Source organism: Fusibacter sp. JL298sf-3 (genome assembly GCF_053842995.1).
Genome location: NZ_CM132608.1, coordinates 925437 through 942106, shown reverse-complemented (window position 1 = coordinate 942106; position 16670 = coordinate 925437). Strand labels below are relative to the sequence as shown.

The following is a 16670-nucleotide window of genomic DNA, read 5'->3' as shown; positions in this document are numbered from 1 at the left end:
TGCCATAGAATTGTAGTAAAACAAAATATTTCTGATGATTTATAAATTGAGTACAATATTGTGAGGTCATGTATGAAAAAAGGTATTTTACTAGTAAATCCACCGTCGTACTATACTGAAGAAGGAATTCACATTCCTCTAGGATTGCTTAGCATAGCTTCTTACATTAAAAAGCATTCGGTATTCGATGTAAGAGTACTGGATTTAGCATTTGAAGTTTATGGAGAGACTTTGGTTGCTGATGATGAATTTTATAATAAAATATATCAAAAAGTGCAGTCGTTTGGGTATAAAATTGTAGGATTGAGCACAATTAATTTCAATCTGGCAACAGCAATTAATATTGCAAAAATACTAAAACAGGGAGATCCCAGTATAATAGTAGTATTGGGGGGGCCAGGAGTAAACGGGATTGAAGAGAAGATTTTAAAAGAGTTTGATTTTATAGACGTCCTAATCATGGGTGAAGGTGAAAAAGTGTGCTTGGAACTCATAAATTCTATTTACGATAAAGTGAGTTTTTCAGATGTTATGGGCATTGTATATCGCGATGATAATGGCAATGTGTGTAAGAATAGTGCTGGTGAGTTGATTTCTAATTTAGCTGAACTACCAAAGCCTGATTATGACCTAGTACCAAAAGCTGAAGAGTATGCTAGAATACTTAATAGAGAACGTGTTTCATTAAATGTAGAACTTGCTAGAGGTTGCGGGGGAGGCTGTTCCTTCTGTGGCTGTAGTTCATTTTGGAATAAGAAGAGAAGATGTTTTTCTATTGAAGATACAGTTAAGCAGATAAAGAATCTAAAAGAGAAATATAAAATATCTCATATCTACTTATCTGATGACAATTTTCTTGTTAATAAAAAATTTTCAAACGAGTTTGTCCAAAAAATTAAGAAAGAAAAGTTAGATATCACCTGGGACACAAGAGGGCGTATAGATTGTATTGATGATAAAACTCTATCGTTACTTAAAAGTACAGGGTGTTCAGAGATACTTTTAGGTGTTGAATCAGCTTCTGACGATTTGTTGAAATTAATGAATAAAAAGGTCACATCAGATCAACAGTTCAGTCAAATTGATCTTGTTGCAAGACATGGGATCACACCGATTTTATCTTTTATTTTAGGATATCCAGAAGAAGATAAGTATATGATTCATAAAACGCTTTTATTGATACTGAATGTTTACTTAAACCATTCCAATGTGGCAGCTTATTTTCATATGTTGTCTCTTGTTCCAGGCACAAAGCTTTATGACGAACAGAAGAGGAACCTTGAATACACGAGCTTTGAATTAAATTCTAAGTTTTTAAGAATGGGTAAGCTGAGTGTGCCCGAAAGTGATAAAGAGTTGATTCGAATGTATCCAGAAATATTTTCTTCATTTTTTAATCTTAAAACAAAGCATGTTCCAATAGAACTGTTAAAATTCATTTCAATATGTTCAGTGTATTTAGTGAAAAATTTCAAGTATATGTTCTATGTGATGAGTAAAGAAAACATCAACTTCGTAGATGCTTTAGAGCGGTTTAAAAAAGATTTTGAAAACTATTATGAGTTCTGCCATGATAAAGATTTTGAAAGAATCTTGGTGAAGCAATTTGAACGGCATATAAGCAACGATAATTTCTATGATGATTTGTTGAAAAACATCTGTCAATATGAGAGTAGTATTTTTGTATTGAGAACATTTCATGAGCTATCAGAAGTTCGCATAAATAGCAATTTTAGAATTTCACAGATAGTTAAAGATATAAAGTCAGGTACCTATCCAAGCTCTTTTGATTATAAGTCGAAAGAAATATATTTGCTTAGAAAAATTAATGATGTTGTGAAAATATATATTGACAAACGTGTCAGTTAAAAAACTGTGTTTTGATTTAAAAGGTAGAAAAAATGAATGTTATAATATCTAGCTTACATTATATTCTTATTTGTTGGAGTACGAAATACAAAATGCTCATGGCGCACTTCGGTCTCTACACCTTGACAACGGGCATCTTGCCATTCTTGTACGTCTTGTTCCTCGAGCGCATGACAGCAGTGGTGACTGAAGGCACCACCTTTATAGGGGAGTTGCTCTTCTTTACACTGCTAATAGCGGTATTTAACGCATTGGCGATCCACAGTCAGTCAAAAGCCGACAATATAATGACGCGCTGTCGTATGGACATAGTGGCAAAGGTCAATGCAAAAGTCTTGGAAATGCCTTATCGACAGGTGGAAGACGAGGTGTTTTTATCGGTACATCACAGAGTGTTCGGTGCACTGGACAGCAGTGAGACGGGATTTGAAAAAGTCTGCCATCTGTTGTTTCGCCTACCGGGACTGCTCATTGGTTACGGGATGCTCATTGCCGTTTTAGCAGAGCGGCACATGGGATGGGGGACGATAGCTGCTCTATTGGTTCTGACAGGGGTGCAAGTTGTCGAGAGCCTACAGGTAACACGTCATAGACTCGCCTGTGATGCTGAAAAAATAGCCGCTGAGCGTCAACTGGACGACTTATTTGAAGCGGGTAGTGCCTTTGCCAGTGGAAAAGAAATCAGGCTCTATCAACTGCAGCCTTTTTTAGAAGAAAAGGCCGCTGCGGCTACTGAGCGTCTTGAAGGGGTTCTAAAAGCGGTGACCCGATTTCAGAGGCGGGCAATGATTCCGCGCGCCATTTTGTGTTTGGGGATTTTGGCGGCGTTTTACACGACGATGACGGCACAGGTGGCGCTGGGGCACATCGGTTTGTCCGCTGTGGCCATGCTGATTGCCACGCTTTTTCAGTTGTTGGTGCTCAACCAAAAAATCGCCGATGATTTCAAGGCGCTCTACTTTGAAAGCGATGCTGTGGCGGCTTTAAAAGCGTTTGCAACAGAGGCGGAGACAACGGCTGAGACGCCGAAAGAAGCGCCGGCGATTTTAGAGGTCGAAAACCTTTGGTACCGTTATAAAAATAGTACAGACTGGGTATTGAAAGACATCAACCTGAAAATCGTCGAAGGGGAGAAAGTGGCCATTGTCGGTTTGAACGGTGCGGGTAAATCCACTTTAATCAAATGTATTTCGGGCCTGTACGACGATTACAAAGGCTCGATTAAATGGCGCGGACAAGAACTTAAAGAAGCCGACCAGTCGTGGGTGGCGGGTCAGATGAAAGTGCTTTTTCAAGATGTCAAGCCGTACCCGTTTTCTATTCGCGAAAACATCGCCGGTGCCGATGAGGGCACCGATGACGCCATCTGCGAAGCTTTAAAGGCAATGGCACTTGAAGACAAGGTAATGGGGCTTTCCGAGGGACTAAAAACCCATGTGGGCACTGTTTTTGATGCCGACGGCATCCAATTCTCCGGTGGCGAAGCACAGCGACTGGCTTTTGCACGGATGCTTTACCACAACCCGCAGTTGGTGATTTTAGACGAGCCCACCAGTGCGCTGGACAGTTTTTCTGAGAAGCGGCTTTTCGATAAAATTGACGTCGCTTTGAAAGCGCGCACCTGTCTCTTTGTAACGCATCGGCTCCACAATGTGCAGCAGGTCCACCGCATTGCAGTGATGCAAAACGGCTCGATCGTCGAATCGGGAACGCATGGCGCTTTGATGATGCAAGGGGGCGTGTACGGCAACTTGTTTACTTTACAACAACAGTATTATAAGGACAAATGTGATGATGACTCCATTGAAAAAATTATATAGGCTGATTCGACTGTGTGATCCGTCTTTTTTGCCTTATGCAGGGGGACACTTGCTCATCAGTACTGCTGCGGTGCTGGTTCAACTGTATTTACCTAAGTTTGTCGTAGATGAAATCGTTCGGGGCGGCAACCGTTTGCCGTCGATTATAGGGGCGGTCGGTCTGTTTTTTCTGACGATACACCTACGAGAGTTGGCGGATCAAAAGATGGCGGATAAACGGGTGATTCTCAACAAAAAGTGCGAACAGCTTTTAGCGACTCAGGTGATGCACGCCCCCTACGCTCTGTTGGAGGACGAGGCGTTTATGGCGACGAAATCCGGTGCAACTTATGCGGTACGCCACTACAAGACGCTTGAAAATGCAGTGAAACACATAGGTGATGTGGTGCTGTCGATGACGGTGGTAGCGCTTTCGGTGGGCTACTTGCTGAGATACCACTTGTTGCTGCTTTTTTTGGTCGTATTGGGCGTGGCGCTCCAGCTGTTTTTTTCTCACAGGCTCAATCAGAAGCTCGGCGTTTATTTCAGGAACTTGTATACGTTGAATCGAAAATACGATTGGTTCTCAGGGGTCAAGCGCGATGTCGCCATCCAAAAAGATGCGAGGCTCTTTCAAATGCAAGGGCTGATTACAGACAAGATGGAACGGTACAATGGGGAAACTGCTGATATTTTCCTTGAAATGAACGATTTAACGGCACAAAACGACCGTCGTGTCAGCGGCGTCAATACCGCGGTTCTCGGTCTTAGCTACCTATTGACCGGCTTAAAAGCCCTTGGCGTGTTCGGTGCTCAGATAACGGTAGGCAGCTTTGTGTTTTTAAACACCCTTGTGGCCAAACTCAGCAGTATGATGCTGGCTTTAGGCGGTCATCTGACATCAGTGGCGCAGTTGATGGACTACTTGTCCCCGGTTTTTGAAATGGCGGCTTTTGACGCCTACGACAAGTGGGGCAATGAGACCTTGGGGCAGATTGATTCAATAGCGTTCCAAAAGGTTTCTTTTCGATACCCAAGTGCCGAGCAGTGGGCGATTGAAGACCTGTCATTTGAGGTGAAAGCGGGAGAGCGCATTGGCTTGGTGGGGTTAAACGGCGCCGGCAAGACGACGTTGATTAAGCTGTTGTGCGGCCTTTACATGCCCACTGAGGGCGTCATTTTGCTAAACGGCAGGGCGATGCATTCGTATACTTATGAGTCAGTTGCAAGTCAAATCGGTACCGTGTTTCAAGACTTTGCGCTGTTTAACGTTACTCTTGAAGAAAACGTCACTGCCGGGCGCACCCTGTGTCCGGAACGTTTTGAGGCGGTGACGGCCACATTGAAACTCAAGGCGCTTTTCGACCGTTTTGAACACGGTGCGCAAACGCCTCTCGGCGTACAGCTGAACTCAGAGGGCGTCGAGCTTTCCGGCGGTCAACAACAAAAACTTGCAACGGCGCGGGCACTTTATAAAGACGCTTCCACAATGCTTTTTGACGAGCCGACCTCAAAACTCGACCCCGTGACAGAGTACGAGACCTATCGCCTGTACGATGCGGCGGTGACGGGTAAGACGGTGTTTTTCAGCTCGCACCGCATGGCGACAACGCGGTTTTGCAATAGAATTTTGGTACTTGAAGACGGTAAGCTCCAAGATTTTGATACCCACGAGCGCCTTATGGCAAAAGAGACGTCGCTGTATAGAAAACTCTATGAAATGCAACGGCGCCAGTTTGAAGGGGGCGCCGCTGTGGTAAAATAGAGGTATAGCAGTGAGGGCAACCTTTGGTTCGATTCGGTATGCGGAAGGGCGTGGCGCGCATGGGTGCAACAGTGACAAAAAGCAACACCTTATTTGAAACTTATTTGCCGACGAAAGTATTGCAACCGTATATTGCGTACTATTCCGTCCAGTACGGTGGGTTCCAGTCGATTGCGCCGCTCTTCGTCCCGGATTTAGGCGGTTCAATGGTTATCAGTGTAAGTTCCAAGGGGGTCGATATACGCCTTTGGGGCCCCTACAGTGAATTGACGCGGATCGATTGCAGTGAGGAAGGCACGTGGCGTCGGTACTTTGTGGAGTTTCAGCCGGGCGGTCTTTCGCGCCTTATCCATCCCAATTGCCGCGAGTTGCTGAATCAAAAGTGGGTGCTGTCTGAGATCGATGTCGAAAGTCACACCGCTATAGGCGGCATAGTAGAGGAGAACCTCTTTGCAGAAGGCGTTCTTATCAATGCTCTCAACAGCTACTTCTACGCTCTGCTAGAGCGGCGCCGAGAATACTTTATCGGTGGTAGAAGCACTTTAGACGCCTTGCAGGCGCTTAGATTCTCCAGCTCAATGGACGACCTCTCAGACGCGGTACACTATTCTACTCGACAAATTAACCGATACCTTTTGGCGTTAACCGGCGTTTCGGGAAAAGCGTACATGAGAATCAAACGGTTTAATCGAGCCGCTGTGTATTTGAAATCCGGAAGCTGTTCTGTTGAGTGTCTCTCAAATCGACTTTTTTATTACGATGCGGCGCATTTTGTACACGATTTTACACAAATTGCCGGCATCTCACCGGCGCGATTCAGGCAAAAAAAGTCCGATTTTTACAATGAAACATTGAAAACCTTCTGATACAATGACTGTATAACTCGAATGTACGGTCTTGTGCACACTTAAATATCGGTTCACAACGCTTGACGAGACAGTACATTAGGATAACGGAAGGAGTCCATAGATGAAATTTCACAGTCCAATGATAATCGTTTCGGATATTGAAAAAAGCAAGGCGTTCTATACCCAGTTATTAAGCGAGACCATTCAGCAGGATTTAGCGTCTTATGTGGTCTTTAGCGGCGGTTTTTCCATGATGACACGCGAGCAGTGGCATAAATTGACCGGCGACACGTCTTCTCCAGAGGCGTCTGGACATTCTTTTGAGCTCTATTTCGAAGAAGACGCACTGGACGATTTTGTGAAAACGCTTGAAAAGCACACTGAGGTCACTGTTTTCACAGCCCTTGAGGAAGCCCCGTGGGGACAGCGTACCCTGCGCCTTCTAGACCCCGATCGACATGTAGTCGAGGTGTCGGAGTCCATGGAAGCAGTTGTGAAGCGGCTGTTGGCTACGGGAATGACGGTTGAAGCCGTTTCTGAAAAGGCCATGATGCCAATAGATTTCGTCGAGCAGTGTCGGGGGAGGTATATGTGGCTTGACGCACACTGTACGGCGAAACACGGGGCGACGAGCGCGTACAAGGAAGAATGGGATGCCGTGCGGTATTTAATTGGCGGGAAGATGTTTGCTCTACAGGGAAAAGACAACAACGGTCGATCGATTGTGACATTGAAACTGCCGCCTGAGGACGGGGTGTTGCTCCGAGAAACGTATGCTGACATCGTCCCAGGGTATTATATGAACAAGACGCATTGGAACTCCGTGTATATGGACGGCACAGTTCCGGATGAGGTTTTGAGGCGTATGGTGGACCAGTCGTATGCCTGTGTTTTAGCTTCTTTACCTAAGAAGGTTCAGCGAGCGATTGAAGGGTGAGCGTTTATTTGTGGTACACAGAGGCTGAGCGGAAAGGCATTTAACTGTTTTTATTAGGATACACTTAGGTGTATCTTTTTTTTGTTTTACTAACATTATAATTATAAAAAATGACAATCAAATCAAAATGATGTATACTTACAAAGTGACTTTAATAACAAAATATGTATAGGGGCTCTTCGTCTTGTTCGCAGTTGTGCTATGTGTTCAAGCGGCAACTGTAATTGGATTTACCGCTATCAGTTCAACCCCATGCATAAATAAGTTGAGGAGAAAAACAATGATGAGTAGGAAGGGAATCAAGTGGTTCGTGGTTTTAGTAGTGGCAATGTTCTGTGTTCAAGCAGGCACTGTAAATGGCTTTGCCGCTGAAAAAGATGTGGAATTTAACATTGACTTTGTAGTGGTTGGTGAAGACGGCAAGTCTATTGACCCAAAATCCGTTAGCTTTATGGTGGAGGGTAAAGACTCGAGCATGACCGGTATGAACAGTGGCTTCAACATAGGTAAGCTCATAACCGGAAGCTATACCGATAAAGCCATTAGGGTGAAGTATCGAGAACCGTGGGGGTTAACCTATTCTCTCTATGGTGAACATGACAACGCTCTTTTTCAAGTGAGCGGTACTGTTGGATACGATGTGTTGACGGCAAGTAAAGAAAAGGGAGAAACAGCTTGTCGTGTGACGATTAAGTTAAGTGACATGACGAAGGTGGAAGTAACACCAACCGTAGATGGGGTAACCATCGAAGGAACAACGATGATGTTCCTGCCTGTGGATGGGCTGCATAACAGTCATTTTGAAGAAAATACAAGTGTGGTGGGTAAAATTCAGGAGGGTGAAAAAAGTAAGATAGCGTATTTGAGTACTGGTGTGTACACGCCGATATTCGTCTCTAAAAGAGGGGGAGACCTGATTTATTATACAGGCGATACTCTGACAGTTTCAGATAAAGAAACTCAACAGTACCGTTACAATCAGGTTAAGTCTGACTTAACTCGGCGTACTGTACGGACAGCCGGACAGCTTAAAAACAAGCCGTATTTCACCGTTCAATTTTATACGGATACGAGCTACACCTATTGGGACGCTTGGAACAGACAGCTGTTAGATGTATTCATTGACGAAGACGTGGTCTACGCTATGAACTTTTATTTAATGGATTATCCTCAAAATCGTGATGTAGGGGCCATAGAATATCCGTTTACGGGAGATTTGGTTTTGTCAGATACGCATTATTTTAATGCCATAGAATCACGTGTGTCGTATGACGGCAGTTATTTTTACTTAGTCCACTCAAAAGATTTAAATGGCAATCTTTTAAGTCGTTCAGATATGACTAAAGAAAACCAATATGAAGCGTCTTATGAACCCTTTGAGGCAAAGTGGCTTGGCGATGCTGAAGGACGGATAAGACTGATTAGAGAAAATACATTTTATCACCTTGAGTATTCAAAAGAGCTAGACCTTGGTAAAACGTATTGGGTGGAATTGTCTCATCGTGCCGACCCAACGCACTATGGCACTTCCTTGTTTAAGCTGGAATTTAGGGCGGGTGTCCCAACCTTTACATTCGAAAAAGTGACCAAGTACCCCAAAGTTGAATACTTAAAATTAACTGGAAACACAGATGAAAAATGGCTTTATGCGCTGAATTTCAAAAATGAAGGGGAAGAACCTGTCGCTTGTGAACTCAGCTTGGTCGAGGGTGAACGCGTGGTACGCACTATGGATTCTTTTACATTGCAACCAAAGGAACTTGCTACTCAAGAGGTTGCCGTAATGATTTCGGATTTCTTAGCGTCTCCTAATCAGAAGCTTGTGTTTTATTGCGATGGAAAGGTGCTGGACGAAAAGGCTTTTTCTAAGTATTACGCCAGTGATATCGAAGGCCACTGGGCGGTGGAGTCGATAACGTCTCTTTTGAGCAAAGGCATTTTGTATACGGGAAATGGTGACGATTTAGAAGAACTCGGCGGTAGGTTTAGTCCAAACGCAGCCATAACACGTGGTGAGTTTGCAACGATTTTGGTGCAGTACGCTAAGACTGAGCCAGATTTGAGACTGGAAGCACCGGAAGGTTCATCACAAAAGCCCATCGGTTTTAAAGACGTCCCTCGAAACTACCGCCATGCTGAGGCGATAACGCTGATGGCTTCGTCAGGAGTGATTACCGGAGCCGAAGGGTATTTTAAACCTGAATCGACCCTTACACGTCAGGAGGCGGCGGTCATGCTTAAAAGGCTCTTGGCGTTAAAGAAGGATCCGTCGGCCTCACAAGATGCCACTATAGATGAAACCACCTTAGAGGCCTTTGACGATGCGTCAGAAATCAGTGGTTTTGCAAAAGACAGCATGGCGTTTTGTGTTGTCAACAAGATGATGTCAGGTACCCAGAGTGGTCAACTCAAACCTTTGGGCACTTTGTCAAAAGCTGAAGTGGCGACGATTCTCAACAATCTATACAATATGAATACAGATATGCTTACTTGGTAAGCTTAAAAAGGCGTTTGCAGTTTTTCTGTGAGCGCTTTTTTAAAGAAGGTCTCAACGTCATATGATAAAGGTCGAAATTGTGTAGACGTGTATGTTTGTGGTAAAATGGGCGTGACTCTATAAAAAAAGGAAGGCATTCTATGAAAAAAATAGAAGTAGTTGCGGCAGTAATTGAAAGAGATGGATGCTATTTGGCGACTCAGAGAGACAATAGCCCCCACGCGTACATTGCATACAAATACGAATTCCCAGGTGGGAAAATAGAGCCTGATGAAACACAGGAAGAAGCACTTATCAGGGAAATAGATGAGGAGCTCTCTTTGACGATACAGGTTCACGAAAAGATGATCACCGTCTCCCACCAATACCCGGATTTTCATCTCATTATGCATGTATACCGCTGTAGCAGTGACTCTGATAGGCTGGTTTTAAAGGCACATGTAGGGTTTAAATGGTTGCATACTGAGACGCTAGATAGTGTTGAATGGGCAGCAGCAGATGTCCCTGTTGTAGAAATGCTTAAAAAAAGAGCTTAAGCTGATTGCGAGAGTATAATTTTATGATATTTGATTTAAAAATTTATGGCGACATGATAGAATGCGTTTGCAGATGTAATGGAGCAAAAGCGTTTAACAGGAGGCTGTTCGATGATAAATGAATTAAGAAATGCCCTAGAGACAGGCTTTATTGATAAGACGTTTGCATCATACACTTATTATCAACCTAAACTTATTGTCAATGATAAAATCCAGAAAAAGAAAATACTCTCAACGCTGATCTATGAACTTACTCATTGTGAGTCGTTTGTATTTTCTGTGGCATTTTTATCTAAAAGCGGCACCGCGGTTTTAATCAACACACTTGAAGAGCTAAGGCGCAAAGGCATTAAAGGCAAGGTGCTCGTTTCACAATATTTGAATTTTACACAGCCAGAAGCACTGAAGACGCTGATGCAATTTGAAAACATCGACCTACGAATTGTCACCCATGGGAACTTTCACGCTAAGGGATATTTTTTTAAACATCGCAATCATCATGCTATGATTGTGGGCAGTAGTAACTTAACGGCTCCAGCATTGACCACCAGCAAAGAATGGAACCTTTATGTCTGTGCCTTAGAAGCTTCAAAACTTATTGATGACTCTTTGAAAATTTTTTATGAGGAGTTTTACAAAGCCCAGAAGGTGGATGACGCTTTTATTAAACATTATGAAATGGTTTACAAGCACCAAGCGGCAATAAGGGCTGTAGCTGACCCGTCGAATCAAGAGTATATGCAACCTCCCATGATTTTTCGTCCTAATGCGATGCAAGAAGAAGCGATGCAAAGTTTGAGGCGCTTAAGATGTGGACAAGATGGGAAACCCCCTCAGAATAAAGCGATGATTATTTCAGCAACGGGAACTGGAAAAACCTACTTGTCGGTATTTGATGCTCAAAATTTCAATCCAGAGCGTCTATTGTTTGTTGTCCATCGTGGAACCATTGCGAGAGATGCTATGGAGAGTTATCAGAAGGTATTTGGAAACACGAAAACAATGGGACTCTTTTCAGGAAGTCATAAAAATACCCATGCAGATTTTGTATTTTCAACAGTACAGACGTTGGCAAAGGACGATAACTTGAAGCAGTTTCCATCTGATACATTTGATTATATTGTAATAGATGAATCACATCATGCAGGTGCAGCCACTTATCAAAAAATACTCCGCCATTTCAAACCTAAGCCTGAATTATTCATGACGGTTCACGAAACACTCCCCAAAACCGCATAGTTACTGTGTTTTAGACTACTTTTGCTTTTCACTTATCAAGTGAAACCTAAATAAATAGAAGAAGAGCTCCAACTTTGTTAAAATGAAGTTACCACACTCACAAACTAACAAAGGAGAAACTCTTCATGTCTAGTGTAAGTTCACTTCAGCTCGAAAGCAATAGTAAAATCAAAATAAATTTCAATGGAGGCGATTTATCCTCCGATTCGGGGCTGCTTCTCATAAAAGAATTCGCCCATAAGTTTGGCTTCAATAAACACATCAGCCAGTTTGTAACGGACAAAAATGATAGCTTCCGTAAACACAAAGACCATCAAAATCTATCCCAGCTAATTTATCAAATCCTTGCTGGATACTTTAATGACAATGATGCAGACGAACTGACCAATGAACCTGTCTTTAAAAGTATTCTGGGTAAACAGGCTCTTGCCTCACAACCCACACTGTCGAGGTTCTGGAACCGTATGGATGGAGATACAGTCAAACAGTTTGAAGATATCATCCGTCATATGAGATCATCGGCCTACAGGACTAAAATGCCAGAACAAGTTCTGCTTGATCTTGATTCAACCCTACTTAACACGTACGGCAAGCAGGAAGGCGAAGGCTTTAATTACCACTATCAAGCTCATGGATATCACCCCTTACTCTGCTATGACGGACTCACTGGAGATCTTCTCAAAGCAGAGCTTCGAGATGGTACCGCCTATAGTTCTACAGGCGTCTGCGAATTCATGCAACCTTTATTAGATGAATACTTTACGAAGTACCCTGATGTCCATCTGTTCCTCCGTGGAGACAGTGGTTTTGCAACACCAGACTTGTACAAACAGTGTGAAAGCAATGGTGTATCCTATGCCATACGTTTGAAAGCAAACAAAATACTGTATGCTCACGCAAAACATTTGGATGATGAAATAACCGAAGCTACAAAGGATAACATGATTGATTATGTGGTCCGTTATGATGAGTTCTTGTACCAAGCCGGTAAATGGGACTATCCTAGACGGGTTATCGTCAAGGTCGAGAAACCGTACAATCAGCTAACCAATCAGTATGCCTTTATTGTGACCAACATGGATCTCAGTCCTGAAGAACTAATTAAGTTCTATCGACATCGAGGCACCATGGAAAACTTCATCAAAGAAGGTAAAAGTGGCTTCAACTTTGCATCAACGCCAAGTAAGGACAAAGTCGTTAATGCGAATCATCTACTGCTCCATGTCCTAGCATACAACCTATTTAATTACTTTAAACGATTGGTATTACCTAAAAGCATGAAGAAAATGTTGATAGATACCATTCGATTGAAGCTGCTCAAAATCGCATCAAAGGTTGTTAAAGCAGCAAGATATATTCATTTCAAACTGTGTAGCAGTTGTCCATACAAGAATGAGTTCTATGAAATTCTTGAGAACATCCGTCGACTTCCACAGTTGGAATAAACGTAACTGATGAACTTTGAAATCTGAAAATCGAGAAAAGTATTGTCCACAGGATAAGTCTGCCCATTTTTAGGTGATAAACAGGAAGACGTCTTCTATGATAAGCATTATGAAGCGCAAAAACTTAAATCCGCTCGATTTTTGGTGATATCATGGGTTCATGAATAATTCAGGCTAAGTTCTTGTTAGGCATGACCGCTACTCCTGAGCGTATGGACGGGTACAATGTGTTTAAAGACTTTGACCACAACATCGCTTTTGAGGTTCGGCTAAACCGGGCGTTGGAAGAAGAAATGCTCTGTCCATTTCACTATTATGGCGTAAGTGACCTATCTGTTGGAGAGAGTTCTGCTTTGGAATCTGACTTTACAAAAGTCACCACCGATGAAATGGTTTCTAAGATTATAGAAAAATCAAGATATTATGGGACGGATACAGGGGTAATTCATGGCCTAGTGTTTTGTCAGACGACACGTATCGCAAAAGAGCTATCGTGTCGTTTTAATGAAAGAGGTTATAACACAATAGCGCTCACTGGAAAAGACAGTGAAGATACGCGTGAGCAAGCAATCAGCTACTTGGAAATGTCTCAAGGTGTTCACAAGTTGGATTATATTTTCACTGTGGATATTTTTAACGAAGGGGTGGACATACCAAAGGTCAATCAGATTATCATGCTTAGGCCGACTGAATCGGCAATTGTTTTTGTGCAGCAGTTGGGTAGAGGCCTTCGAAAAACGCATGATAAAGAGTATCTTACGGTAATCGATTTTATTGGAAACTATAAAAACAACTACCTCATACCTATTGCCCTGTATGGAGACTCCAGCTACAACAAGGACGGGTTGAGAAAACTTATCGCAAGTGGGAGCACCGAATTGCCTGGAGCATGTTCTGTAAACTTTGATCGAGTAGCAAAAGAACAGATTTACAAAGCAATTGATTCAGCAAATATGCAAAAGAAAAAAGACCTCGACCAAGATTATGAACGCTTGAAATACAAACTGGGTCGTGTGCCTTATATGATGGATTTCGTGGAGCACGGTTCTCGGGACCCATTGCTTTATGTCTTATACGCTAAATCGTACTACAATTACGTTGTGAAACACGAGCAGAACTTTATAGGCAAGCTGGATTCAAAAGCGATAAAGCTCTTGGAATTCTTCGGGCTTTACGTAGCCAATGGTAAGCGCTATGAAGAACTCTTTGTCCTGGACTGCATTTGGAATCAAGGGGCAATTTCTGAACAGAATTTGATAGATGCCTCTCAAAATGAAGGGTTTATGAGGCCGTTGACCTCCGAACGCGTAAAATCAGTTTTTACAAACTTAAATTTTATGTTCATGAAAGAAGCTGAGAACAAAAAACAGGTTTCTGTAGGAGAAAAATACGGGATCGCCCTATTGGATAGTGAAGCTTATCGGAATGCGCGTGTATTGAAGTTTAGCAGTGATTTTAAAGCTTTAAGAAACACGGTTTGTTTCAAAAACTTTTTTGAAGACCAATGGCGTTATGGCGCGTATAACTTTAAAAAAGACTACCATTCGCATAATGATGTCGATGGCTTTGTCCTCTATAGGAAATATGCGCGGAGGGATGTTTTTAGAGTGCTGGGGTGGCCTGAAAATCCGGTGGCTCAAAATATTGGGGGGTACAAGGTGAGCCGTGATAAAAAAGACTGTGCCATTTTTGTCAACTATCATAAAGCGAGCGATATCAGCAGTTCTACTAAATACGATGATGGTTTTGTATCACCGGATCTTTTTCAGTGGATGTCTAAGTCAAAGCGAACACTAGAGAGTCCGGATGTAAAATCAATTGCAAACTTTGACAAACACGGTATGCGTTTGCCGCTTTTTATTAAAAAGCACAATGACGAGGGGATAGAGTTCTATTATATGGGGGATGTCACCCCATTGCCAGAGGCGTTTGAACAAACGACAATGCAAGATGACTCGGGCAAACCTATATCCGTTGTTAAGATGCTTGTGAAGTTAAAGACGCCTGTGAGAGAGGAAATGTATCGGTATTTGACGGATGTGCAGGAGGACTCTACTATGTAGGGCGTGAACGGTTCTAAAGCCCCCCTTTCAAACAAGATCGCATTTGCCCCGTTTGAAGAGGGGCTTTTTTATTGGCGTAAGGGGTCAAGCCAATCACCCTATGGTTAAAAATGTTATCATTTACAATTTGGTTTTAGGAAAGGCAGAATTGTTGTATAATGATGTTCAAAGATGAAAAAAGGAGACGATAGAATGCTTCTCAAATCCTTAAAACCGATTAATGAAACTAAGTACTTGTCCGTAGAAAACGCATGGCGATACCGTGCGATTATGCGCGTTTTTTACATCAATGATAAAAGATACCGCCATTGGCTGAACAAAGAGGACGTTTATCAAGCGCTTAAAGGGGAAGAGGCTTTTTCTGAGTATACTTTGGAGATGTGTGCACAGGATTTAGAAGCCCTATATCATTGGGGAAATTTACACGCGGTACAAGACTCTTCTAAAGCTTTGACGTACAAGCAATTTGTCAACAAACAGTTTCGGTATCAAATGACGGAGTACGCCATAGAAATTGAGCGAATGACCGTGAGACTTGAAAACTTGTTTGTCGAAGGTGGCTCTTTAGAGCCGACGTTAATGGAACGCCTAAAATCTGAGATTAAGCAGTTGACAAAGATGTCTGAGGCTGACGCCAAAACAGCAGGGGGCTGGTGGCAGGCCCTTATGAGTGACTTTCAAAGACTCAACCAAAGTTATCAAGACTATATAAGGGATTGGTCCGGGGCAAAAGCAGAAGAACTCCTTAAAACGAAACACTTCCTCATTTACAAAGAAAAGTTGGTGGATTATTTGAGGCATTTTATTAAAGCGCTTCAACAGCACGGCTATGAAATCAAAGCTTATTTAAATGAAGTCGAGCCAACAACTAAAAAGACACTTTTTAAAGGGCTCACGACCTATGAAATGGACATACCGAGGGTAGATATGGAGGCACTGAACGAGCAGGATGTATACAACAACATCCAGGGCAAGTTCGAAAGCCTTGAATCATTTTTCGTGGGAACTGCCAGCAGAGAAAGTGAACTCGAACTGATTTTAACGATGACCAATGAAATCATCAGAAGAATTACTCGATATGCGGCGACTATATTGGAGCAAATCAACCAGTACTCTGGACGAAAAGAAGAGTACAAAACGCTTATTCGCCTTTTTAATGCCATAGACGATGTCGATGAGGCGCACTGTTTATCGGCACAAGTATTCGGTGTCGCTTCTTATCGACACTTTGTCGGAGAACTCACAAGAGAGACTGAGAGCATTTATGCGTCGATTTACGATGAAGCGCCACTAGAGGTGGTGCTTTCACCAAGAATTAGAACCTTCCGTGAAAAAATTAAAAAAACAGCCATTACAGAACATACAGAAGATAAAAAGCGTCAGCGCGAAGCCGTTTTAAAAGCCCGTGAAGAAGAAAATCAACTGTTGCTACAGTATATGGCCGATGGTGAGCTGGACTTATCTGATCTGACTTACGTCCCCGTTACAGTGAGGCGGCATCTATTAAAGTGGATACAGAAGGCATCGACAAGCACGCGCTTTACGGCGGTAACAGAGCAAGGCAAGTCTTTTGAGATTATCAATCCCAAGGAGACGCGTTACTGTACATTGAGTTCTGAAGATGGCAACTTGTACTTGCCGGCTTACCGATTAAAGTTTAAGGGAGAATGAT

The 16670-nt window shown here is 42.7% G+C and carries 11 protein-coding genes; all 11 read left to right on the top strand.

The annotated features are described in order from the left end of the window. The first annotated feature begins 72 nt into the window (after positions 1-72). The gene (locus ACR6HW_RS04590) at positions 73-1869 is read left to right on the top strand and encodes a B12-binding domain-containing radical SAM protein (RefSeq protein ID WP_455729988.1); all 1797 of its coding nucleotides are present in this window, start codon (positions 73-75) and stop codon (positions 1867-1869) included. A 32-nt stretch (positions 1870-1901) separates the two neighbouring features. Next, entirely contained in the window at positions 1902-3689 is a 1788-nt protein-coding gene (locus ACR6HW_RS04585) for an ATP-binding cassette domain-containing protein (RefSeq protein ID WP_455729987.1), read from the top strand. After that, on the top strand, positions 3673-5433 hold the full coding sequence (locus tag ACR6HW_RS04580; protein WP_455729986.1) for an ATP-binding cassette domain-containing protein: 1761 nt from the start codon (positions 3673-3675) through the stop codon (positions 5431-5433). Before ACR6HW_RS04585 ends, ACR6HW_RS04580 begins: the two co-directional genes overlap by 17 nt. Positions 5434-5456: 23 nt before the next feature. Beyond that, positions 5457-6299 (top strand): helix-turn-helix domain-containing protein, encoded by an 843-nt coding sequence (locus ACR6HW_RS04575; RefSeq protein ID WP_455729985.1) that lies wholly within the window; start codon positions 5457-5459, stop codon positions 6297-6299. 103 nt (positions 6300-6402) lie between these two features. After that, entirely contained in the window at positions 6403-7218 is an 816-nt protein-coding gene (locus ACR6HW_RS04570) for an MmcQ/YjbR family DNA-binding protein (protein WP_455729984.1), read from the top strand. A gap of 280 nt (positions 7219-7498) precedes the next feature. Continuing rightward, positions 7499-9715, top strand: a complete 2217-nt coding sequence (locus ACR6HW_RS04565) for an S-layer homology domain-containing protein (protein ID WP_455729983.1) — start codon at positions 7499-7501, stop codon at positions 9713-9715. Positions 9716-9855: 140 nt separating this feature from the next. After that, positions 9856-10251: a (deoxy)nucleoside triphosphate pyrophosphohydrolase gene (locus tag ACR6HW_RS04560; RefSeq protein WP_455729982.1), complete on the top strand. Its 396-nt coding sequence runs from the start codon at positions 9856-9858 to the stop codon at positions 10249-10251. 111 nt (positions 10252-10362) lie between these two features. After that, entirely contained in the window at positions 10363-11490 is a 1128-nt protein-coding gene (locus tag ACR6HW_RS04555) for a DEAD/DEAH box helicase family protein (protein WP_455729981.1), read from the top strand. Positions 11491-11615: 125 nt separating this feature from the next. Continuing rightward, a complete protein-coding gene (locus ACR6HW_RS04550) occupies positions 11616-12935 on the top strand; it encodes an IS1380 family transposase (RefSeq protein WP_455727928.1) in 1320 nt (439 codons plus the stop codon). A 191-nt stretch (positions 12936-13126) separates the two neighbouring features. Beyond that, complete coding sequence (locus tag ACR6HW_RS04545; protein ID WP_455729980.1) at positions 13127-14998, top strand: DUF3427 domain-containing protein; 1872 nt, start codon at positions 13127-13129, stop codon at positions 14996-14998. A gap of 171 nt (positions 14999-15169) precedes the next feature. Next, positions 15170-16669, top strand: coding sequence for a TIGR02677 family protein (locus ACR6HW_RS04540; protein ID WP_455729979.1), 1500 nt, complete (start codon positions 15170-15172; stop codon positions 16667-16669). The last annotated feature ends 1 nt before the right edge of the window (position 16670 follow it).

Coding starts and splice junctions, on each gene's coding strand:
- ACR6HW_RS04545 (WP_455729980.1), top strand. CDS start 13,127: ATGACCGCTACTCCTGAGCGTATGGACGGGTACAATGTGTTTAAAGAC.
- ACR6HW_RS04570 (WP_455729984.1), top strand. CDS start 6,403: ATGAAATTTCACAGTCCAATGATAATCGTTTCGGATATTGAAAAAAGC.
- ACR6HW_RS04560 (WP_455729982.1), top strand. CDS start 9,856: ATGAAAAAAATAGAAGTAGTTGCGGCAGTAATTGAAAGAGATGGATGC.
- ACR6HW_RS04540 (WP_455729979.1), top strand. CDS start 15,170: ATGAAAAAAGGAGACGATAGAATGCTTCTCAAATCCTTAAAACCGATT.
- ACR6HW_RS04555 (WP_455729981.1), top strand. CDS start 10,363: ATGATAAATGAATTAAGAAATGCCCTAGAGACAGGCTTTATTGATAAG.
- ACR6HW_RS04550 (WP_455727928.1), top strand. CDS start 11,616: ATGTCTAGTGTAAGTTCACTTCAGCTCGAAAGCAATAGTAAAATCAAA.
- ACR6HW_RS04585 (WP_455729987.1), top strand. CDS start 1,902: ATGAATGTTATAATATCTAGCTTACATTATATTCTTATTTGTTGGAGT.
- ACR6HW_RS04565 (WP_455729983.1), top strand. CDS start 7,499: ATGATGAGTAGGAAGGGAATCAAGTGGTTCGTGGTTTTAGTAGTGGCA.
- ACR6HW_RS04590 (WP_455729988.1), top strand. CDS start 73: ATGAAAAAAGGTATTTTACTAGTAAATCCACCGTCGTACTATACTGAA.